Source organism: Thalassolituus pacificus, assembly GCF_025318105.1.
GTDB lineage: Bacteria > Pseudomonadota > Gammaproteobacteria > Pseudomonadales > Oceanobacteraceae > Venatoribacter > Venatoribacter pacificus.
Window position 1 is genome coordinate 61,693 of record NZ_JAOANI010000020.1, and the last position, 20,639, is coordinate 82,331.

The 20,639-nt window shown below is 53.1% G+C and carries 18 protein-coding genes; 7 read left to right on the forward strand and 11 right to left on the reverse strand.

All coding sequences use genetic code 11. The features are described 5' to 3' along the window. Positions 1 to 26: 26 nt before the first annotated feature. A complete protein-coding gene (locus NYR02_RS13290; protein WP_260976850.1) occupies positions 27 to 305 on the forward strand; it encodes a hypothetical protein in 279 nt (92 codons plus the stop codon). Continuing rightward, entirely contained in the window at positions 298 to 681 is a 384-nt protein-coding gene (locus tag NYR02_RS13295; RefSeq protein ID WP_260976851.1) for a hypothetical protein, read from the forward strand. The genes NYR02_RS13290 and NYR02_RS13295 overlap by 8 nt, the downstream gene beginning before the upstream one ends. Positions 682 to 701: 20 nt before the next feature. On the opposite strand, the gene NYR02_RS13300 is transcribed toward NYR02_RS13295, so the two are convergent. After that, positions 702 to 2,309, reverse strand: a complete 1,608-nt coding sequence (locus NYR02_RS13300; RefSeq protein WP_260976852.1) for a DUF4124 domain-containing protein — start codon at positions 2,307 to 2,309, stop codon at positions 702 to 704. A gap of 102 nt (positions 2,310 to 2,411) precedes the next feature. Continuing rightward, positions 2,412 to 3,302 carry a diacylglycerol/lipid kinase family protein gene (locus tag NYR02_RS13305; RefSeq protein ID WP_260976853.1) on the reverse strand — a complete coding sequence of 297 codons (891 nt, stop codon included), beginning with the start codon at positions 3,300 to 3,302 and terminating at the stop codon, positions 2,412 to 2,414. A 202-nt stretch (positions 3,303 to 3,504) separates the two neighbouring features. Between NYR02_RS13305 and NYR02_RS13310 the strand changes: the two genes are divergently transcribed. After that, the gene (locus tag NYR02_RS13310; protein WP_260976854.1) at positions 3,505 to 3,981 is read left to right on the forward strand and encodes a hypothetical protein; all 477 of its coding nucleotides are present in this window, start codon (positions 3,505 to 3,507) and stop codon (positions 3,979 to 3,981) included. 214 nt (positions 3,982 to 4,195) lie between these two features. Then, on the forward strand, positions 4,196 to 4,666 hold the full coding sequence (locus tag NYR02_RS13315; protein WP_260976855.1) for a CZB domain-containing protein: 471 nt from the start codon (positions 4,196 to 4,198) through the stop codon (positions 4,664 to 4,666). 90 nt (positions 4,667 to 4,756) lie between these two features. Here the strand turns inward: NYR02_RS13315 and NYR02_RS13320 are convergent, their stop codons facing one another. The 5 genes from NYR02_RS13320 to NYR02_RS13340 form a co-directional block, all read right to left on the reverse strand. Then, entirely contained in the window at positions 4,757 to 7,396 is a 2,640-nt protein-coding gene (locus NYR02_RS13320; RefSeq protein ID WP_260976856.1) for an ExeM/NucH family extracellular endonuclease, read from the reverse strand. Between the two features lie 112 nt (positions 7,397 to 7,508). Beyond that, positions 7,509 to 8,243, reverse strand: coding sequence for a substrate-binding periplasmic protein (locus NYR02_RS13325; RefSeq protein ID WP_260976857.1), 735 nt, complete (start codon positions 8,241 to 8,243; stop codon positions 7,509 to 7,511). An 85-nt stretch (positions 8,244 to 8,328) separates the two neighbouring features. Then, the gene (locus NYR02_RS13330; protein ID WP_260976858.1) at positions 8,329 to 9,309 is read right to left on the reverse strand and encodes a CobW family GTP-binding protein; all 981 of its coding nucleotides are present in this window, start codon (positions 9,307 to 9,309) and stop codon (positions 8,329 to 8,331) included. A 55-nt stretch (positions 9,310 to 9,364) separates the two neighbouring features. Then, entirely contained in the window at positions 9,365 to 11,863 is a 2,499-nt protein-coding gene (locus tag NYR02_RS13335; protein WP_260976859.1) for an ABC transporter permease, read from the reverse strand. After that, positions 11,860 to 12,561 carry an ABC transporter ATP-binding protein gene (locus NYR02_RS13340; protein WP_260976860.1) on the reverse strand — a complete coding sequence of 234 codons (702 nt, stop codon included), beginning with the start codon at positions 12,559 to 12,561 and terminating at the stop codon, positions 11,860 to 11,862. Before NYR02_RS13340 ends, NYR02_RS13335 begins: the two co-directional genes overlap by 4 nt. Before the next feature lie 37 nt (positions 12,562 to 12,598). On the opposite strand from NYR02_RS13340, the gene NYR02_RS13345 reads away from it, so the two are divergent. The 3 genes from NYR02_RS13345 to NYR02_RS13355 all read left to right on the forward strand — a co-directional run bounded on the left by NYR02_RS13345 (position 12,599) and on the right by NYR02_RS13355 (position 16,920). Then, positions 12,599 to 13,246, forward strand: a complete 648-nt coding sequence (locus tag NYR02_RS13345; protein WP_260976861.1) for an arylesterase — start codon at positions 12,599 to 12,601, stop codon at positions 13,244 to 13,246. Between the two features lie 69 nt (positions 13,247 to 13,315). Continuing rightward, positions 13,316 to 16,000, forward strand: coding sequence for a putative bifunctional diguanylate cyclase/phosphodiesterase (locus NYR02_RS13350; RefSeq protein ID WP_260976862.1), 2,685 nt, complete (start codon positions 13,316 to 13,318; stop codon positions 15,998 to 16,000). A 107-nt stretch (positions 16,001 to 16,107) separates the two neighbouring features. Next, the gene (locus NYR02_RS13355) at positions 16,108 to 16,920 is read left to right on the forward strand and encodes an inositol monophosphatase family protein (RefSeq protein WP_260976863.1); all 813 of its coding nucleotides are present in this window, start codon (positions 16,108 to 16,110) and stop codon (positions 16,918 to 16,920) included. Here NYR02_RS13355 and NYR02_RS13360 read toward each other — a convergent pair. The 4 genes from NYR02_RS13360 to NYR02_RS13375 all read right to left on the reverse strand — a co-directional run bounded on the left by NYR02_RS13360 (position 16,897) and on the right by NYR02_RS13375 (position 20,637). After that, the gene (locus NYR02_RS13360; RefSeq protein ID WP_260976864.1) at positions 16,897 to 17,892 is read right to left on the reverse strand and encodes a lipase secretion chaperone; all 996 of its coding nucleotides are present in this window, start codon (positions 17,890 to 17,892) and stop codon (positions 16,897 to 16,899) included. The genes NYR02_RS13355 and NYR02_RS13360 overlap by 24 nt on opposite strands. A 3-nt stretch (positions 17,893 to 17,895) precedes the next feature. Next, complete coding sequence (locus tag NYR02_RS13365) at positions 17,896 to 18,837, reverse strand: lipase family alpha/beta hydrolase (protein ID WP_260976865.1); 942 nt, start codon at positions 18,835 to 18,837, stop codon at positions 17,896 to 17,898. A 417-nt stretch (positions 18,838 to 19,254) separates the two neighbouring features. Continuing rightward, a complete protein-coding gene (locus NYR02_RS13370) occupies positions 19,255 to 20,289 on the reverse strand; it encodes an NAD(P)H-dependent flavin oxidoreductase (protein WP_260976866.1) in 1,035 nt (344 codons plus the stop codon). A gap of 99 nt (positions 20,290 to 20,388) precedes the next feature. Next, the gene (locus NYR02_RS13375; protein WP_260976867.1) at positions 20,389 to 20,637 is read right to left on the reverse strand and encodes a hypothetical protein; all 249 of its coding nucleotides are present in this window, start codon (positions 20,635 to 20,637) and stop codon (positions 20,389 to 20,391) included. Positions 20,638 to 20,639: the final 2 nt, after the last annotated feature.

Below are 20,639 nucleotides of genomic sequence, written 5' to 3' on the forward strand. Positions count from 1 at the left end.
CGTCGGACAGAAGGTGGGGATGATGTATGGCAAGCAAGAAGGCCACAGCACTGCTGCAATGGCTGCAAAAAAGGGCTGAACAGGATCGGGAAAACCTGCGTTTATTCGTATTCGGTGCTGCGGCTTTTTTCGCCGGACTGGGCATTATATTGATGGCGCAGAAATACCTGTTACCTTCTTTGGCGCAGGAAATTGTCAGCCTGGCAGGTCTGATCCTCGCGGCAATGGGTGCTCTGAGCGCCGCTCTCGGTTATATTGCGCTGAGCATTCTGCGCATCATAAGGTTGACCCGGAAAAATGACTGAACACTTCCCCGATATTGAAATTTACATCATGAAAGCTGAGCCAGTGGCTGTACGTCAATGGCTGCAGGATGCACTGCAACAGCCACTGCAAACCCTGAAAGAAAACGCCGGAAGCCACCACTGGCAAGCACAGATAGATGGCAGCAGTATGGACATTTTCCTGAATGAAAATGCCGAGAAAAACTTTGCCAGCCTGTGGTTTAAACAGAACCTGACCCCCTGGGCAACCGACCTCGACTGTGGCCGTGCCGCCCACGCCGCACTGAGCAGCGAAGTACGCTGCTCTGACAGTGGCTGGCAGGAATCGGCTCAAAGTGATGAACCAGGCTGGATTAAGTTAATCCGCGATGAAGAAAAGCCCTTCGACTGGGTTTAAAACGCCTGTAAATATCTGATTCACTGCAGATACTTTTGCGCTTCAATATTGCCCAGATCGGCAGATTTCTGGGCATAAAAGCGCATTTTTTCTTTGTCTTTCATATGATAATAAGTTCCGGCAATCTCCAGCAGGGCCTTACTGTCATTCGGTTTTAATTCAAGATACTGCAGCCAGTATCTGGCTATTTGCGCAAAGTCTTTGTTTTTCCGGATAAGGGCATAATCCAGCCGGTAATAATTGTCGAAATCTTCGGGATCCAGCTCGATGGCTTTTTTAAGATCAACTTCAGCATTGCTCCAGTCTCCCTGATGAGCATAATAAAGTGCGCGGTAGTAATACACTTCATCATTATCCGGGGCTAACTGCAGCGCCTGCTGATAAGCCGCAACCTGCGCTCCGGGCAACATCTCCGAGCGCTGCTGGTAAGTTTTTTGCGCCAGGCTCAATGCAATATCTTTACGCAAACTCTGATATTTTTCGTTCTCAGGATTCAACTGACAGGCCTGACGTATTGCTTTACCCGCTGCACTGTATTCTTCGCGCTTATACTCACTCCAGGCCAGTTGCTGATAATAGCTGCTTTCATAAGGATACAGGGTGATTGCCCGCTGATGCGCCTTTGAAGCCGCTGCGTATTCTTTTTTGTCATACAGTGTCCGGCCTTTGCCATAGAACGCTTCATCGTTATCACCCAGCTGCAGCGCGGCATCATAATATTGCAGAGAATCATTATAATGATTCGCGATGCGTGAATCTTTGCCTGCTTCCTGCAGAATAAATCCGGGAATTTGTGCCAGCAGAGGGTTACTGCTGACCCCGGAGTTTGCGGCTTCCGCAACGGCCTTCATGCTGTCATAGGAACCACCCCAGTGAGGAGCCTGAGTAATAATAAAATTACGGTAAAGCGTATAGCTGGCAGGCTGTAAATCTACTCCCTGTGAAAAAGCCTGCTGACTTCCCTCGTCATTTCCTAATAGTTTTTCTGTCCAGATTAATAACGCATAGGCCGGCAACATATCGGCCTTACGCTGGATAACCCGCTGCAAATCAGCACGGGCCAGTTTTGCATAAGACTCCATACCCTGAATTTGCTGATCACTGGTTTCGGAGCTGACGTTGCCGCCACGACTGGCCCAGGCCATCGCGTAATAATAATTTGCCCTTGCCATATAGGGTTGCACATTAACCGGGCTGCTGCTCACCCAATCGTTCAGTTGCTGGAGATAATTTTCACGGATTACCCGGAAAGCAGCATAGGCGGCAACTTCGCTGCGCTCACTGCGAATATCTTTTTCACGCAAACGGCTCAGAGCCTGAAGACGCAGGTTCAGGCTGGTGTAATTTTTTTCGGCCAGCATCTGGCGTAAAGAAACAACGAACTGAATGGCATCAGAAGAGGATGAAGAAACAAACTGCGCAGCTGCGCTATCAGGAGCAGTCGACAAATGACTGTTACGCTTCTGAGCTCCGGGATTAACGGTTTCGACTTTAGCAGGCGTTTGACTGGTTGCCGGAGGCTTGTCGCTGAAATGCACCTGACCTTTATCGTCGGTCCATTTATAAACCTGAGCCTGCGCGCTGGCGACCCATAATGAAAACAGCAGTAACGACAGCGTTATGCGCATATAACCCTCCTTGTTATCCTTCATCCGTTATCGTGAAGAGTAACAGTTTGAGGGTTACATGTAACCGTCGCCTGTTGCCTGAATAAAGGGATAAAACGGGCGCTAAGGCACCAGCAGGCGTACCGGACTGCCTTCCATCTGCAGATTCAGCGGCAATTCGGCCAGCGAATCACCATCGGCCTGCACCGGCTCGCGTTCGGTACCGGCATTCAGTAATTCAATCTGCACATGACGGGCAGCAACAGATTTCATGCCCGGCATTTTTTCCATAATCCCCAAGGGCAGCCCCAGCAAAATGCCGATAAATTTCAGCGGGCTGTTGCCGGATATCATCAATACCTGCGTGGTAGGCTTGCTTAAATCCGCCTGACGCGACAGGACAAAAGATCCAGCATAATAACGGCCATTGGTAATCACCACAGAATTGGCCTGATAGCGTTCGCCATCCACCGTCAGCTGATAGGTTTTTTTACCGAAGTGGCGCAGCTGTTTAAGCATCGACAATACATACGCCAGCTTGCCGACTTTCTTTTTTAACGCCAGATCGACGTTATCCACCACCCAGGCGTCGTAACCGATTCCTGCCATTAAAACAAAGCGGCGTTCATTTACTGATCCCAGATAAATCGGCTTTTCGCGTCCCTGCAGAATAATATCGGCGATGCCTTCCGGTGTTTTGCCAATGCCCAGTTCAGCCGCCAGAACATTCACGGTTCCGGTCGGAATTAAAGCCAGGCGGTAGCTTTGATTGTCGCGCTCACGCAGACCGTTCACAACTTCATTGATCGTGCCATCGCCACCGGCCACCGCCACAACATCGAGCTGGCCTTCATACGCTGCCAGATAACGGGTTGCATCACCGGCACTCTGAGTCGGATACAGACTGACATCACAACCACGGTTGCTCAGCGCCTGCTGTACAGCTTCAACAATGCGGCGATTACCGGAGCCGGAAACCGGATTAAAAACGATCAGAACCTGTGTTGCAGCCACTCAGCATACTCCCCATCGGCACGCTGGCGGCAATGAACAAGGGTGGAGGCCAGCGCGGCGCGGATTATAGCGGAATGATGACAGCCAGCCTATGGATGCCGTTGACGGCCATGCCTGCGACAAATCAAGATTCCATGAAAAGCTTGCAAATGATAATTATTATCATTAGATTAATTTGCCTGCACTTACCAAGGAGTCCGCCATGCCTCATTCATACTGCGAATCTGCTTTCTGTTCTGCGCAGCCCGCAGCTGGCGGGCGGGTTATCCGTCCACGGCAGTTTCGTTCGGCTCCGGCCACGCAAGGCGGCAGCCTGGTGCCAATGCATGAGCAGCAACGACTCGCACAGCTGGAGCTGCAGATACGCTCGCACCAGGGTTGCGAGCTGCACCCGGAATGGCTGAATGAATATCTGGATTTGGGGCTGGAACTGGCCTGCCGCGCCGGTGAGCGCCATCTGCAACCGTTACAGGAAAGCTGGCTGACGCGTATGTATAACACCTTGCGTGATGCAACGTTTAACACCGATGCCAGCAACCATTGGCGGCGTCAGTGTCTGGATTATCTGTACCAACCTTTTTTTGCGCTGCAGCATTTGTACCGCACGAAACCGGAACGCTGCACGCATCTGAATCTGATTGTGCATGAATTTACGCTCGCCAATCGTTACCTGAGCTGATGATTAAAACGAGCACCGGATTGCTCGTACCGAAATGGACTGAGGGTAAGCAAGGATGCACTTACTCGAGGGCACCGCTGAATAATGTGAACGTTTTCAGTAAGCCGAAGCGGGCACTGACGTATTCAGAGGTGTCCAAGGTTAGCGCTTTAAAGCAGGCATACGGCACTTTTGCCATTTATTGCTAGGCTGAAGTTATCCATTATTGTGCCTGATGCTTATGCCCTTTATTGCCAATATTAATATCAGCCATACCGACAGAGAAAAATTTCTGCAGCAGATTGGCCGCGCCAAAACCGCACACCTGCGCTGGCGCGCCTACGCTCAGGCACTGCTCTCCGGCCACGATATCGAAGAGGGCCAGCTGCCGCTGGAACATGACGAATGTCAGTTCGGGCGTTGGTATTATGGTGCTGGCCAGGCCTTACGTACCCTGCCGGAATTCCGCGCAATAGAAATCCCACACAAACAACTGCATCAGGTTTGCCTCGACTTATTCAGCCTGCTGAAGCGCAGTGAAAAACCATCGCTCTGGCAACGTATTCTGGACCCGACAGGCAAAGGCGATAGTAAAAAAGCCGCAGAAATACAGTTGAAAGCCACACTGCTGACCAGTGTTTCCGGTGATTTATTACGCTCACTGGAAACTCTGGAGCGACAGCTTCAGGCAACACAAGAGTTTTAATCGGTCACATTAAAAAAGCCCCGCCAGTGTTCACTGGCGGGGCTGATTTTTTATCACGTCCGTGTTGCTTATGTTTATCCGTTTTCGCCCTCAGGCACGACGACGCAATGCGGCAGTCAATGCCAGCACCAGCAAACTCAACGGGTGCAATGGGCCACCGTTGTTATCGTCGTTATTATTATTGTTTCCGTTATCTGAGCCGTTATCCGGATTTTCCGGTGCAGGTTCTGGCTGAGGCTCGGGTTCTGGCTGAGGCTCTGGCGTTTTCTCATCAATACGCAGGGCAACCACAATCGGATCATGGTCGGATGAGCGGTAAGCATCAGCATTGGCGTAATTATCAATGGAGTCGTAATCCTGACCCGTTGCTTCAGTCTCATAATCCATCAGACTGTCTTCTACCGAGTTGATATGCCAGGCATCAACACTGACCACATGGGCATAAAAATCTGCGGTCGCCAGAGCATGGTCCAGGCTGCCAAGAAAACCACCAAAGGAATAAGAATAAGGCTGAGTTTCTGTCGATTTTTCGCTGTATTTCAGATTGCTGAAACCGGCATCCAGAATCGTATTAATCGGATCTTCTTTGCTGTAAGCATTCAGATCACCCAACACCAGCTGGGCATTGCTGCTGACACCGGTAGGCTGGGTTGCCAGATACTGGACTAATGCCTGCGCGGCGCGGTTGCGGGTCTGATTACAGTTGCCCTGACCATCGGCGCCTTCATTGTCTTCATTACAGGCAGAGCCTTTGGATTTCAGGTGATTAACAGCAACCGTGAAGATTTCATCATTCATACTGAACGACTGAATTAATGCCGGACGGTTTTTAGTATCAAGAAATAATGGCCGATCATTTTCATCTTTGGCTGAATTGCTGCTGTCGAGAATCGCGGTGGTACCTACGGCGGTTACTTTTCCGGCGCGGTAAATCAAACCTACGGTAATCGCATCGCTGCCAATGCTGCTGACACCCGGATTAATCAGGCTGTATTCATTACCTGCCGTCTGCTGTTTATTCAGTTCATTAACCAGTGTCTGAATAGCGCTGTACTCACCGAAACCGTCGTTCTCGATTTCCATAAGACCGATAATATCGGCATTCATAGCGGTTAACGCCGCGACAATTTTATCGCTCTGCATGGTGAATGCATCATAGGTTTTAGCACCACGGCTGGTTGGGAAACCGCCACCCTGACCATCACCATTAAAGTAATTGAGAACATTCATACCAACGATCACCAGATTGGCATCGGCAGCAATCGTGGGTGCGGCCGTACGCGGATGTGTAGGGTCGATGCTCAGTGCAGAAGGAATTACGGTGTAATTATTTTTATAAGCATGCATAACACCATCGAAGGTGCTGACGCTGTCACCGATACGCACAGGATTCAGCGCGCTGAAACCACTGTCGTCCGGAAACGGAATAAATGCCGGATACGCCGCCGACACACCATCATCGATTAATAACACATCCAGTGCGCGCGCAGCGATAACCGCCTGAGCTTCTGCTGATTGTGGTGCAGCAATTTCGGTACTCTGGAAATGCAGTGCCGATGACACAACAAACTGGCCGTAATTACCGAAACCATAACCGGTACCAAACAGGTCGCTGACAACCAGGTTCTGCGAGCTGCTGATGCGCATGCCTTCCAGCGCTTCCAGTTTATTCAGATTAGTCACCGGTAAAGTAACTGGGACCGCGGCCGGCAAGGCATTAACGGAAGAACAGATCACCAGATCCTGCACATTTTTCAGCTGCGTTACCTGCTGGTATTCAGCAACCTTTGCCATTAGCCGGACTTTGTCTCCGCTGTTCACGGTATTTTTATAGTCATAAATAAAAATACCTTCAGAGGTCATGGCATCGTTATCGGCATCACTGTCTTCTTCCTGCAGCCAGAAGCCGCTGTATTCATAAGAGCTGTCGCCGTTCGCCAGCAAACCGCCCTGCTTATCCAGCGTGACGATACCTTCGACGATCACCGTTTCACCCAACAGCGGACTGGCATCAGCGCTGACATCAGTAATATTGCCCTGCACCGCACTGATTAAACGGAATTCTGCCTGACTGCTTTCGCCGCAGTTACCCAGCACAGGTTCAACCACCACATTACAGGCAGATGCAGCACCGGGAGTCGGTGTTGCGGTAATAAAACCGGCGCTGTTACGGGCACCTCCGGCACCATTTTCACAGCGCTGCAGCGATTGGTTGTCTTTATCGCCGCCTTCGTTTTCATTCATCTGCGGTTGACCGGCATTCAGCAACACCAACAGACCTGAATCATCGTTATCATTAGTGTCATACACCAGAGCATCAATCAGGTTCGTGGTGGTTACCGCAGTATTATTCGGGAAATCGACCGCCGCGGCCTGATACAACGCCACCGCATCGGCACCGTTCTGAATCAGGTTGCTGTCGGGGGAAATATCCAGGTCGCAGTTGGCAACATTGGCCGCATCACCACAAATGACAAAATAGCCCTGAGCGTTGGTGCTGTGGCCACTGAGATCAACCGTCAGATAGCTCTGATCACTCGAGCCGTTAAACAGCACAACAACATGACCATCAAGCGCCGTATTACCAATACCACCATCGTAAAGTTCAATAAATTCTGCGGTATCGGTGCCTGAATTGTCGGAATCGACTTCGTTGATTAACAGCGCGCTGCTGTCGGCCAGACTGCTCAGGCTTAAGCCCAGAAGCGTCAGTGTAAGAAGCGGTTTCATCGTATTTCTCTGCTGTAAAAAATGGATGATTCAGCAGGGCATTAAAGAGAATAAGTGTTGCAGATAAGATACGGATTATTGACAGATTTATGTGCGTTATATGACAGCGCCGTTATTCTGACCAGCGATCGTAGTGGCTGTCCATAATGCGTTGATATTCACCATTTGCTTTCAGTATTTTCAGACCCTCATCAAGTAATTGGGCATATTTATCGGCCTCCGGTTTCTGGCGACTGAAGGCAATGTAAATATCACTGGTGTGATTTTGCTGACCACGGCGAATCAGCGAACGGTCGTAATGACTGCCAGCCATGGTGTAATCGAATACCCGGTCAAAGAAGATGGCACCGGCCACGCGTTCACTGATCAGCATGGCAATCATTTGTTGCTGTTTGGAGACTTCAATCAGTTTAAGTCGGTGACGGTGCTTTTCAAACTCGGCACCGTATTCGTAACCGTTCATGATCGCCAGCGCAGTTCCGTCCGGAATATCCGCCGGAGTTTGCCAGTTTTTTTCTTTTCCGGTTTTAAAATAATAAGAAGCCGAGGCGGTAAATAATGGCTGCTCGCCAAAAATATACTGTTCCTCGGTGCTTGGCTGGCGAGTGACATTCCAACAGCCATCGGCTTTTCCCGCCAGGGTAAGATTTAAAGCACGGGCATAAGGCACGGCCTGAATCGTCAGACTGACACCGCTGACCGCAAAAGCAGCCAGAGCCAGATCACGGGAGTAACCATTACCCTGCGCATCGGAAAATGGTGGCCAGGCATCTTCGGCGGCAATATTCAGAGTCAGTGCATAACTGTTGGCACTGAACAGCGGGCTGAATAAAACAATCATCGACATACATAGAAAAAGCACAGGACGCACTACCAACTCTCCGTATTCAGACGACAGACTGCATACGCCTGCGATTTTATTGATCAATAATTTATGACTCTGCCCGGCAAGCCAGGAGTGACTGTTGCAGCACGGCAGACTCTAACGGCTGCGTGTGCAGTAATTCCAGCCGGCTTTCATCCGGCATACGCGTTGGCATTTCGGTTAATACCCCATCGCGCATATTCAGCACCAGCGACCCTTCGTCGGTCAGTATAATACCTTTAGCGCGTTGCACATCGAGGCTGTTCAGCCAGCCACGTAAAGCCCGTGCCGAAAATACCCAACCTGCGTTAATTAACCAGCCAACGGAGTAATAACCCTGGCCATGATTTTCCAGCAGGCGCAGCTCTTCACCCTCTGCCAGCGCATTCTGCGGTGCCAGATCCTCGCGGGCATGCTGATGCGCGTGCGCATCGGGATGCAATGCCAGACGTTGCGATTGCGTACCACCGGCTAATAATTCCAGCGCTATCTCACCATTCACTACCCAGGCGCTGGCGGTTTTCGCCGGCTCAGCGCGCTGCAGTAATTGCTCAAACGCGTTGCGGTCAGCGTCTGTTGCCAGATCCGTTTTATTCGCCACCAGCACATCGGCGAGCTGAATCTGATCGGCAAAGACGTCATTATCCAGATAGCGCGGGTCACTGAGATGACGCGGATCAAGCACACACAGACTGGCGCCCGGTTGCAGAATATCGCGGTAATGTTCATTACGCAGGGTTTGCAGAATATTGCGCGGATGGCCCAGCCCGGTTGGCTCAATCAGCAGCACATCGGGTTTTTCCCGCGCAATCAGCATATTCAGACCAATCTGAAATGGCAGGCCGGAGACACAACACAAACAGCCGCCGGGCACTTCTTTCACCACCGCCCCCTGGCTGGCAAGGATGGCGCCGTCGACCCCGACTTCGCCAAACTCGTTAACCAGCACCGCCCACTTTTCATCAGCTGGCTTTTGTTTCAGCAGGTGCAGAATAGCCGTTGTTTTACCAACGCCGAGGAAACCGGTAATCAGGTGGGTACGGATCATGACAGGATCTCTAAAACAAAATTGTTACATAATAACACTACTGTCCACCCACCTGTCACTCCACCAGCTCACGTAAAACGGTCAGTGGCGCCACGGTTACGGTACGCCGCATCAGCCACATGCCCGGCAGCGCCAGCATGACCGCCGCCAGCGGTGGCAGCCATAACCACACCCAGCCCAGACCATCGTATGGCAGCGACAGCAGGCCACGGTACAGCCCAAAACAGATCGCCTCGGCACCGAGCAATGCCAGCAACGAGGAAATAAAACCGAGCAAAGCAAATTCCGCCAGATGGCCGCGACGCAATAACGCGGTACCGGCCCCTAAGGTGCGCAACACCGCGCCTTCGCGCAGACGCTCCGGTAACGCCGCCACCAGCGACGACAGCATCACCAGCAGCGCTGCCACCAGTACAAACAGCAGAATCAGCTCCACCGCCAGACTGACCTGACTGAGCAGCGCCTGCACCTGGCCCAGCACCACCTGCATATCCAGCAGGGTAATCCCCGGATACTGACGAATCAGTGCCGTCAGCTGCGCCTGTGATGCCGGTGGCACATAAAAACTGGTGAGGTAATTGGCCGGCAACTGCGCCAGTACATCGGCGGAGAACATCATGTAAAAGTTCGGCGTCATGGTACCCCAGTCAACACTGCGGATACTGCTTACCACCGCGCTGAATTCCACCCCACCGGCACTGAATGCCAGTGTGTCACCCAGCCCGACACCCAGCCGTCCGGCCAGACGCTGCTCCAGCGATACCTGCCCACTCTCATCCAGCAGCCTTTGCCAGCTGCCCTCTTCAATGACATTAGAGGCCGGTAGTTGCTGATCCGACGTCAGCGCCAGATCGCGGTTAATTGCCGGGTCATCGGCCACCGCCAGCTCCTGCACACTGACATCATTAATGCGCAACAGGCGGCCGGGCACCATCGGGTACAGCTTCTGACTTTCCAGCCCGGCGTCCTGCAGTGACTGGCGGAAGTCATCCACTTCATAGGGCTGGATATTAATGGCGAACACATTGGGCGCATCGTCCGGCAGGCTCGCCTGCCAGTCAGCCAGCAGATCGTTGCGCAGCGCGCCGATCACCAGCATCACCATCATGGTCAGGGCAAAGGCGAGAATCTGTCCGGCACTCTGACGGCTGTTGCGGCTCAGATGTTGCCAGGCAAAACGCCACATTAACGGCAAATCGTGCTGCGCCAGGCGCTGGCGCAAGTGCAGAATCAGACCATTCAGCACCAGCAGCATAATCACCACCAGCAAACTACCACCGCCCATCATGCCCAGCGTCATCGGCAGATCGTGTGTAAACAGGAACAGCAGCAGGGTCAAAGCGATTAACGCCAGCGAGGTAATCAACCAGCCCGATAACGGCACCGGCTGCAACTCACGGCGCAGCACCCGCAGCGGCGTCACCCGCGCCAGCGGCAGCAGATAAGGCAAGGCAAAACCGAGCAAGGTCAGCACACCGCTGCTGGCACCCAGCAGCCAGGCCGACCAGGGTGCAGCCGGTAACGGCTGCGGCACCAGTTCACCCAGAACCGCCAACAAGCCCGCCTGCAGCCCGGCCGCCAGCGCCAGACCGGCCAGCGTCGCCACCAGCCCCAGCTGCAACAGCTGTAAGGCGTAGATATTCCACACCTGTGCCCGCGCCAGACCAAAGGTACGCATCAGCGCGCTGATATCAAAATGGCGACTGGCATAGCGCTGGGCGCTGATCGCCACCGCCACACTGGCCAGCACCACCGCCAGCATGGCGGCTAAGCCCAGATAACGCCGCGCCTTATCGAGAGCGTTGGCCATCGCCTGATTGCTGTCGGCCAGTGATTCAAATGTCTGATTGGGCGCCAGATCGCGGAAGTTACGCAACTGCGCCAGTGCCTGCTCATCGCCGAGTAACAGCAAGCGCCACTTCAGGCGGCTGCCGGCAGCGGTTAAGCCGCTGGCTTCAAGATCGGCCCAGTTCATCATCAGCCGCGGCGACAGATTATAAAAATTTCCACCACGGTCACTTTCTTCAATAATCACCGCACTGAGGCGCAACCGGGTCGTACCCAGCTCAACTTCATCACCCAGTTGCGCATTCAGCAATGCCAGCAAACGCGGCTCAACCCAGGCTTCACCTGCCGCCGGGCCTTGTGCTGCGGCGAAGACGGCGGCGTTGTCGTCGGCCTGCTCACGGATGCGCAGAATACCGCGCAGCGGATAGCCCTGATCCACCGCTTTGATCGCCGCCAGCGACATATCATCGCCATGCAACACCACCGAAGGGAAGGTCAGGGTCTGGCTGGTTTTCAGCCCCAGCTGCTGCGCCTGCTCCGTCCAGGCAGAATCAATCGGCGTGGTCGATTGCAGGCGCAGATCGGCGCCGAGTAAATCGTTGGAACGCGATTGCATGGCCAGATCAAGACGGGCACTGAACAACGCAATGGCGGTGGTAGAGGTCACGGCAATCAGCAGCGCCGCAAGAATTAACGTCAGCTCACCACTGCGCGCTTCGCGCAATAACAGACGCAGCGATAGCAGCCATTGGCGATAGAGCGTCATAACGCCTCCAGCCGACCGGCGTTCATGTGCACCCGGCGCTGGCAACGTTGCGCCAGACGTTCATCGTGGGTGACCAGAACCAGGGTGGTGCCACCGGCCTGATTCAGCTCAAACAACAGGTCTTCGATTTGCGCACCGGTTGTGCTGTCGAGATTACCGGTCGGTTCATCAGCAAACAGAATCGCTGGCTTACCGGCAAAGGCGCGGGCAATAGCAACCCGCTGCTGTTCGCCGCCAGACAGTTGCGTCGGGTAATGCAGTTGTCGTTCGCCCAGGCCCACCTGAGTCAGCAGTTGCCGGGCTTCGTCACGGGCGTTGCGCACACCGCGAATCTCCAGCGGCAGCATCACGTTTTCTAATGCCGTCAGGCCTGGCAGCAGCTGGAAGTTCTGGAACACAAAACTCACGCCTTCAGCGCGCACTGCCGCACGCTGATCTTCATCCAGCGTTCCCAGTTCATGACCCAGTAACTCCACACTGCCCGTGGTCGGTAAATCCAGCCCGGCCATAATCCCCAGCAGAGTTGATTTACCGCTCCCGGAAGCGCCGACAATGGCCACGCTCTCACCCGACTTGATCTCAATATTCACAGCCTGCAAGATGGTCAGCCGCTGGGCGCCGGTATCCACCACTTTGCCCAGCTGCTGAATTCGGAGAGAAAAACCGGTGTCTGCTTTATTACTGCCTGCTTCAGTCATGTGCCGAGCCTCTGTAGGAGCCTTGCTCAGGCTGTTTGTGCCGCTGTCCGTCAAAGTACTTCTTCCTTTGCCGTTGTTAATACTGCTGGCTCTGCCGCTGACTGCGCGCGCAGAACCACTCATTCTGATTGTCGGAGACAGCATTAGTGCCGGATTTGGCGTGCCGGTGCAACAGGGCTGGGTCGCTTTATTACAGAATTCGCTGCAACAACGCGTTCCCGGTGCCCGGGTAGTGAATGCCAGCATCAGTGGCGACACCACTGGCGGTGGCCTGACACGTCTGCCCGCATTGCTGCAACAGCATCAACCCGATCTGACGATCATCGAGCTGGGCGGCAACGATGGCCTGCGTGGTATACCGGTACGCGTGATCGAAAAAAACCTGCAACGTATGATCATGCTTTCCAATCAGGCAAACAGCGACGTTCTCTTGCTGGGTATGCAGATTCCGCCTAACTATGGGGCGCGATATGCCAGTGCCTTCCGCGACGTATTTTCGCAACTGGCGACACAACACAACACGCTGCTGCTGCCTTTTCTGCTGGAGGGGATCGCCACCAGACCAGAGCTGATGCAGGCCGACGGTATTCACCCGACAGCCGCCGCGCAACCGCTGATGCGTGATGCGGTGCTTGCGGTACTGAACAATTGGTTAGAGCCACACCTGAGCAGCAACGGTAACTGACTTCTATACTCTGTTTCTGAGGGGCCAGCCTGCATTTTCCCGGGCTCTTCAGGGTATCAGGGACAGACTATGTTCAACCGCATCACGCACACTCTGAAAGCCATGCCGCCACAGCGTATCCGCGTGCTGCTGGGGCTGCTGCTATTTGCCGTGCTGCTTCTGCTTTACCTGTTCGGCAGCTGGGAAACCAACCGCCAACGCACGCTGACCCAGCTTGAAGCACTGGTTGCCGTCGCGCAGAGCAACACGCGGCTGCTGCAGCAGCAACTTCAGCACCAGCTGCTTGATCTCAGAACCGACCTGCAAAACCACAGCACAGACTTTGATGGATTACAGTGGTTACGCCAAAAGCAAAAACCACGACCGCAACACAGCCACCTTGCTCTTTACCATCGCGACGGCCAGCTGCTCGCCAGCTCCTTTGACAGTGCCGACCCGCAGCAGACTCCACCCGATCTCAGCAACGATGATCTGAACCTGTTACGACACCAACAACATGCGGGTTTTGTCAGTACCGTACAGATCAATAAAGGGCACTATCTGCCCTATTGCATGCCAATGCAGCAGCAACAGACAGCGCTGATTGCTTGCCTGCTGACATCAACCAGCAGTAATGGTCTGCAATGGCAGGCCGCCGGCAGTCTGGAGCATTCCGCGCAACGTATTATCAGCGGTAACGGCGTACTGTTAATTGCCTCGCCATTGCCGGTCAGCCGCCAGCAGATTCTGGGCAAGAACGTCAGCGAGCGACAACGTGACGACCTCAACCTGCGCACGGACGTCTATCGCGAAACCACGCTTGCTTATTTTTCGAATAAAACCGAATTCGATGGCATTAAACGCTTAGGTGTCGTCAGCTTTGATCCACAACTGCAACTGCTGCAAATGGTTTCGCTGCCAATGGCCTCCCTGCTCAGTCTGTGGCTGGAAGATATTATCTGGCCTGTGTTATTCCTGCTCATATTGCTGGCTGGCAGCTGGCAGCTCTACCGCTACGTTCTCAGCAATACGCTGCAAAAAGAACATCGCTATTCGCAGGAAAGCCGCGCATTAGGCGAGAAAGAAAACGTTATCAATATGCTAATGAGCAATATCCCGGGCAGTATTTATCAAATCAGTTTGCCCGAACACCTGCTGAACTTTATTACCAGTGGCGACCTGCGCATTATTGCTGACGAAGACAGCGATCGCGCCGGACGCCAAAGCCTGCTTGCCCATATCCACCCTGATGATCAGGAAAGATACCTGCAGGAAATTGACAGCCACTGCAACAGCCGGACGCCTTATAAAATCACCTACCGGGTTCAGACTCTGCAGCACGAATTAAAATGGATTATGGACCGTGGCCAAGTGCTGTTTAATGCACAACAGCCTTATCGCCTTGAAGGGCTGTTGATTGATATTACCGACCATACGCTGTCGCAACAGCATGTTGAGTTCCTGGCCACACGCGATCCGCTGACCGAACTGTTCAACCGTTATTATTTTAATGACGAGCTTATTAACAGCATTGAGCGCATGCAACCCAATAAAGGTAAAATTGCCCTGCTGTTTATTGATTTGGATCGCTTTAAAACGGTTAACGATTCTCTCGGTCATCAGGTCGGAGATCGTTTGCTGAAACTGGTTGCCGACCGTTTACGTCATCTGATTGATCCTCAGTACATGATTGCCCGCTTAGGCGGCGATGAGTTTATCGTCATGGTGAGCGATCCTGAAAATTCAAAGAAAATAGAGCAGCTGGCAGACAAAATTATTAAAGCTGTGAGCCAGACCTATAAACTTGACCACTACAAACTTTCAATCAGTTGCAGTATTGGCATCAGCGTATGCCCGGATGACTCCAGCGAGTCTTATATACTGCTGCGCAATGCCGATACCGCGATGTATCAGGCAAAATCCCGTGGCGGTAACTGCTATCAGTTTTATACCGAAGAAATGAATCAAAAAGCGAATTCACGCTTAACCCTGGAAAATGAATTGCGCCGTGCGGTTAAAAATCAGGAGTTTGAGCTGTACTACCAACCCCAGGTCAACACGTTTGATAACACGTTATTGGGAGCAGAAGCATTAATCCGCTGGATACACCCAAGTGCCGGTGTTGTGTCACCGGCTGATTTTATTCCTATCGCCGAGGAAACCGGGCTGATTCGTGAGATTGGTGACTGGGCATTAATGGAAGCCTGCAAACAGTTCCGCGAATGGAATGACACGTTTTCACTGGATATGACCATTTCGGTTAACGTATCGGTACGCCAGCTGGACGATGCTTTTGTGCTGCGCACCCAGGAAATATTAAACATCAGCGGCCTTGATCCAAAATATCTGGAGCTGGAAATCACCGAAAGCCTGCTGCTGGATAATGTGCAGGAGAATTTAAGAATTCTGGATAACATCAATAAGCTGGGTGTGCGTTTTGCGATGGATGATTTCGGCACCGGCTATTCGTCACTGAGCTATCTGAAACAATTTCCGATCAGTAAGCTGAAAATTGACCGGGCTTTTATCAATGAAATCAACAGCGACCCGGAGGACGAAGCCATTGTCCGCGCCATTATTGCTCTGGCCAAAACACTGAAACTTGAACTGGTCGCCGAAGGTGTGGAAAACCACCAGCAACTGACACTGCTGCAGGCGCTGGCGTGTGACAGTTATCAGGGATACTATTTCAGCAAGCCGGTACCGGCCGCTGTTTTTCGCCAGAATTATCTGGAACAAAGCCCGCCCGCAGAGAAAATGCTGCAGCAATACTAGGCTAAACATTTCTCCGGTATGACGCAGAGCCATTCCGAAGTGCTCTGGAATACATCCAATCATCAGTGCTGACATACGCACCCAAAAACCAGATGAGAGACCCATCCGTGGATAATCAAACGTTATACGATGTTGCCCTGCAGCTCGCCCGCCAGGCCGGGGAAGAAATTGCCCGTCAGCGCCATCAGCTGGATATTCAGTTTAAACAGGGAACCGAGCTGGTCACACAGGCGGATGTGGCCGCCGACCAGATTATCCGTGATGGTATTCTCTCCCGTTTTCCGCAACATCAGATTCTTTCCGAAGAGCTGGCACCGGATAATCCGACCGATAGCGAGCATCTGTGGATTATCGACCCGATTGATGGCACCGTAAATTACGCTCACCTGCACCCGCAAGTGGCCATTTCCATTGCTTATTATCATCAGGGCGAAGCTCAGGTCGCCGTTGTGCATAACCCGTTTCTGAACGAAACATTCAGTGCCATTAATGGCCTTGGTGCTTGGCTGAATCAACAGCCAATTCAGTGTGCCGCAACACAGGATATGCGCCGTGCATTAATAGCCACCGGCTTTCCTTATGAAAAACACGATATTCCAAAGCTGATACAGCGTTTGCAGGCGGTACTGACACAATGTGCCGATGTGCGTCGTCTGGGCTCCGCTGCGCTGGATATTTGTTGGGTAGCCTGTGGCCGTCTGGATGGTTACTACGAAACGGTCAAACCCTGGGATTTTGCCGCCGCACAATTAATTGCCCGCGAAGCCGGAGTGCAATTTGGACACATTCATCCCGTAGCGGAGGGATTAAACCCACAGTTGGTGGGAGAGAATATTATTCTGGCCGTCCCGGCATTGTTCAGCCCGTTGCAGCAATTACTGCAACAGGCCGATGCCTTATTCGCCAGCCAGAAGAGTTAAGGCGGCGTTAAGACGCTTTTGCTCTGCTTCAGAAAAGTGCCGGCTGCGGTATGTTTTCAGCAGCAACTCACGGTCCTGATTCGCCAATCCCTGCAAGGCCAGCGAATCACGGTATTGCTGATAATCCTGCAAACGCTGCTGCCAGTGCTGTTGCTGCTGATCGGCTTTTGCCAGTCGTTCAGCCGCCTCCTTGCCATATTGCTGTTCACGCCATTGTTGAATATCAGCCGCTGAGGAACCCTGCTGACGCAGTTTTTGTTCCTGCTGCTGCAGCGTCAGCACTTGCTGCGATTGCTCGCGCATCTGCTGTAACTCTTGCGGCAGACTGCTGTTCAACTCCGCCAGCTGCGCCTCATCAGCGCCCTGCGCACGCAGTTGATGACGCGCCAGCGTGTAGTTATCCATCACTTCATCTGCCTGAAAAAACGCCTCGACCACTGGCGGCTCAAGCCATTCGCGGCGCAAGCGCTGTTGCCAGGCAACCCGTGCAGACAGCTCATCCAGCCCGGATTCTCCAACCCGCTTCTGCGCTTCGCGATCATAGTCAGCCAATGCCGCCAGATAGCCCAGATATTCATCCAGAATGTTCTCTGCCTGTGAGCGTCCGGGCTCAGGCAACCCGCGTATTTGAGCGCGCATGGTCAGCAATAAATCATCGAGCGGTACTTCGCCCTGAGCAGACAGATAAAAATCCATCCAGTGACGCAGCTGTATATCAATAACCAACTGCCCACGATGATCGGTTCGCAGATAACCATCCACCGTGGCACCACGAAACGTCATCAGCTGTGTGGGATCAACACCATTCTCTGGCATGGCAGCCCGCGGAGCAGCGGAATCCGCTCCGCTGCCGGTGCGCGCAGGCTGAAATTCAGCCCGCTGCACCAGAACATCGTCCTGCCAGACCGATACCAGCAGGACGACCGCCACCACCGACAGTGTTAAGCCCAGCGCACCGTGAAGTGGCTTCATGGCTTACAACCCGATGTTTTTCAGACGATTGGCGTGGGTACGGAATACCGTCAGCGGATCGGTTTCGGTCAGATCATGCAACCCCAGAGTCTGGTTTACTTCATCCAGATGGTTCATGCGGAAATCATCACGGATCACCATCCCCAGACGGCTGGCGCAGGAGCCGACCAGACCATCATTTTTCTCACCGGCCGGAAAGAACAGACTGGTCGTACCGGTCAGCAGATCCAGAGGATCAAGTACGTTGGTCAGCGGCTTGGCACCACTCCAAGAGTAGTAACGCACACCATTGTACTGATAGTCCCCTTCACCACAGGCCGTGGTCGGAATGCCACCCGGATGCTGCTGATTAAAGGCTGCGGTTTCGGCAAAGGTCATAGAACGCATGGACGCCAGAATATCCTGATCGTAATCACCACCGGACAGGAAGTTAATAGCGACAGCCAAAGCGTTACCCAGTGTTTTGATCAGGCCTTCAAATTCTTTCGAACCATTGGACCAGTCGTTGAGGGTTTCGGCGACCGGAGTACCACGGTTAACACCGGCAATGGTGGTAACGGACGCTATAAGATCAGGACGCACAGAGGCCACATAACGTGTAGTCGGACCACCATGACTGTGACCGATGAGGTTAACTTTTTCGGCACCGGTAAGCGCCAGAATCTGTTCAATTTGCGGAATCAGCTGCTCGCCACGGATTTCCGGCGAATTAGAGTTGGATACGGTGGTAACAAACACCCGGGCACCATCTTTCTGCAGGGTTTCCGGAACCTTGTACCAGTAATCAACACCCAGCAGGCTGTCAAAGCCATAAAGGCCGTGAGTCAGCACGATGGGGTATTTGGTGGCGGTATAACCACTTTCCGGGGTTGCCGACATGGCCGACACCTGAGCCGAAAACAGCACGGCAGACAGCGCTGCCACAGAGAATATTTTGCTTAGCATGAGCGTTCCTTGGGTTTGTTATTTTTGTTGGAAACCGCACTCTCACCGTAATGCACTGACCGGGAAGGTTCCCTGATACTGCAAAAGCGAACTCAGTGTAGGCCAGCACCACCGGAGCGGTAGGACATGACGGGTCAGCGCTGCCCCCTTCCCTCATGGTCGAAGACGCCCCTCGCCAAATACGACACAACACGCCACCTGAGTTGTTCGTCCGTACCAATCAGAACCTATCGATAACAACAAAAGGAATAAAAAGAATGTTTTTACAACATAGTCTTACACTGGGGCACCGACAGGTGGCAAAGCAGGCTGAGGGTTAAATAGATCAAAGATGAGATGGCCCGAAGATAAGATGGCCCGAAGATAAGATGGACTGAAGCAGGAGAACAGGCTGCGCGCATACGCAGCCCGGCAATGTCAGTTCCAGTAACGCTGTTGTTGCTGGTGCAGCTCCTGAGCTTCACGCAGCATGCGCTGAATGATGTCTTCAACACTGGGTATATCGTTTATCAACCCCTGGGTCTGACCGATAAACTGCACGCCCTGCTGTAAATCGCCATCAATGGTCGCGGCTTTCAAGCGCGGCACACTGGCACCAAAATAAGCCAGCAATTTAACCTTATCCATCATTGCCAGCATTCCAATCATCACTTTCCACACCGGCTGTTTGACCATGCGCGCAGCCCGTGTTGCTTGCCAACAGGCGAGCAGAAAATTCATCGGTTTGCGGGTGGCTTTAATTGAGCGTGGCGTGCGCATAACGCGGGCCGGTATACCGTCGAAGTTTTTCGAATAAATCGTATCCTGTTCGCTGCGCGCGATGACCGCATCTTTGGTCGCCTGATGCAACGGGCTTTCCTCACTGGTGGCGAAACGTGAACCCATGGCTACCGCTTCAGCGCCCAGTGATAAGGCGGCCAGCAATCCACGTCCATCAGCAAAGCCTCCGGTAGCAATCACCGGGATACGAACTTTAGCGGCGATGGCCGGCACCAGCACCAGCGAGGTTACATCTCCTCCGTGAGCCGCCGCTTCATGGCCGGTAACCAGCAATGCATCGGCGCCAATTGCTTGCGCCGACAACGCATGTTTTTCACTGACCACGGTCGCAATCACTTTGCCGCCATACTCATGAGCGCGCTTCACCAGCCAATCGCCCTTGCCCAGCGAGAAGTTAATAACCGGGACTTTCTCAGCCAGGGCCACTTCAGCGTTTTCTTTAGCGCCCGGCATCAACAGGGTTACGCCGATACCAAAAGGCTTATCCGTCAGTTCGCGTATACGCTGAATAGCGTCACGGGTTTCGCTGACGGTCAGCGGACCACTGGCCAGAATCCCAAGACCACCGGCGTTTGACACCGCCGCCACCAGTTCAGGGGTAGAAATCCAGCTCATACCCGGTAATAGCAAGGGATGCTCGATGCCCAGCAATTCAGTAATACGCGTTTTCATAACCAGATCCGGAAAAATAAAAACACGCATTCTAATGCCTGACCCGCCAGCTGGCGACCTGCACAGATAATCCGGAAAGAGATTGGGAAGAAAAGAGGATCAGCGCCCGGGGGCGAGCTGCTGTTGCTGAACGAAGTTGAGGAATTGTTGCTGACGCTGTTCCGGCGACATACCACGCAGCTGTTCAATGCGCTGCTGGCGTTCCATGCGTTGCATCGCTTGTTCCTGCACTTGCAGGTTCTGCAATGAGCGATAGAAGTTATCAAGGGCCTGACGCTGCTCCGGGCGGCTGTTGTTCCACTCCAGCTGCAGTCCGGGATGCTGAATGGGGGCGGGTTCTGCTGGCAATA

What these genes read in the sequence shown, in the direction of transcription:
- NYR02_RS13290 (WP_260976850.1), top strand. Translation starts at nt 27, where the DNA reads ATGGCAAGCAAGAAGGCCACAGCACTGCTGCAATGGCTGCAAAAAAGG.
- NYR02_RS13295 (WP_260976851.1), top strand. Translation starts at nt 298, where the DNA reads ATGACTGAACACTTCCCCGATATTGAAATTTACATCATGAAAGCTGAG.
- NYR02_RS13300 (WP_260976852.1), bottom strand. Translation starts at nt 2,309, where the DNA reads ATGCGCATAACGCTGTCGTTACTGCTGTTTTCATTATGGGTCGCCAGC.
- NYR02_RS13310 (WP_260976854.1), top strand. Translation starts at nt 3,505, where the DNA reads ATGCCTCATTCATACTGCGAATCTGCTTTCTGTTCTGCGCAGCCCGCA.
- NYR02_RS13315 (WP_260976855.1), top strand. Translation starts at nt 4,196, where the DNA reads ATGCTTATGCCCTTTATTGCCAATATTAATATCAGCCATACCGACAGA.
- NYR02_RS13320 (WP_260976856.1), bottom strand. Translation starts at nt 7,396, where the DNA reads ATGAAACCGCTTCTTACACTGACGCTTCTGGGCTTAAGCCTGAGCAGT.
- NYR02_RS13325 (WP_260976857.1), bottom strand. Translation starts at nt 8,243, where the DNA reads ATGTCGATGATTGTTTTATTCAGCCCGCTGTTCAGTGCCAACAGTTAT.
- NYR02_RS13330 (WP_260976858.1), bottom strand. Translation starts at nt 9,309, where the DNA reads ATGATCCGTACCCACCTGATTACCGGTTTCCTCGGCGTTGGTAAAACA.
- NYR02_RS13335 (WP_260976859.1), bottom strand. Translation starts at nt 11,863, where the DNA reads ATGACGCTCTATCGCCAATGGCTGCTATCGCTGCGTCTGTTATTGCGC.
- NYR02_RS13340 (WP_260976860.1), bottom strand. Translation starts at nt 12,561, where the DNA reads ATGACTGAAGCAGGCAGTAATAAAGCAGACACCGGTTTTTCTCTCCGA.
- NYR02_RS13350 (WP_260976862.1), top strand. Translation starts at nt 13,316, where the DNA reads ATGTTCAACCGCATCACGCACACTCTGAAAGCCATGCCGCCACAGCGT.
- NYR02_RS13360 (WP_260976864.1), bottom strand. Translation starts at nt 17,892, where the DNA reads ATGAAGCCACTTCACGGTGCGCTGGGCTTAACACTGTCGGTGGTGGCG.
- NYR02_RS13365 (WP_260976865.1), bottom strand. Translation starts at nt 18,837, where the DNA reads ATGCTAAGCAAAATATTCTCTGTGGCAGCGCTGTCTGCCGTGCTGTTT.
- NYR02_RS13370 (WP_260976866.1), bottom strand. Translation starts at nt 20,289, where the DNA reads ATGAAAACGCGTATTACTGAATTGCTGGGCATCGAGCATCCCTTGCTA.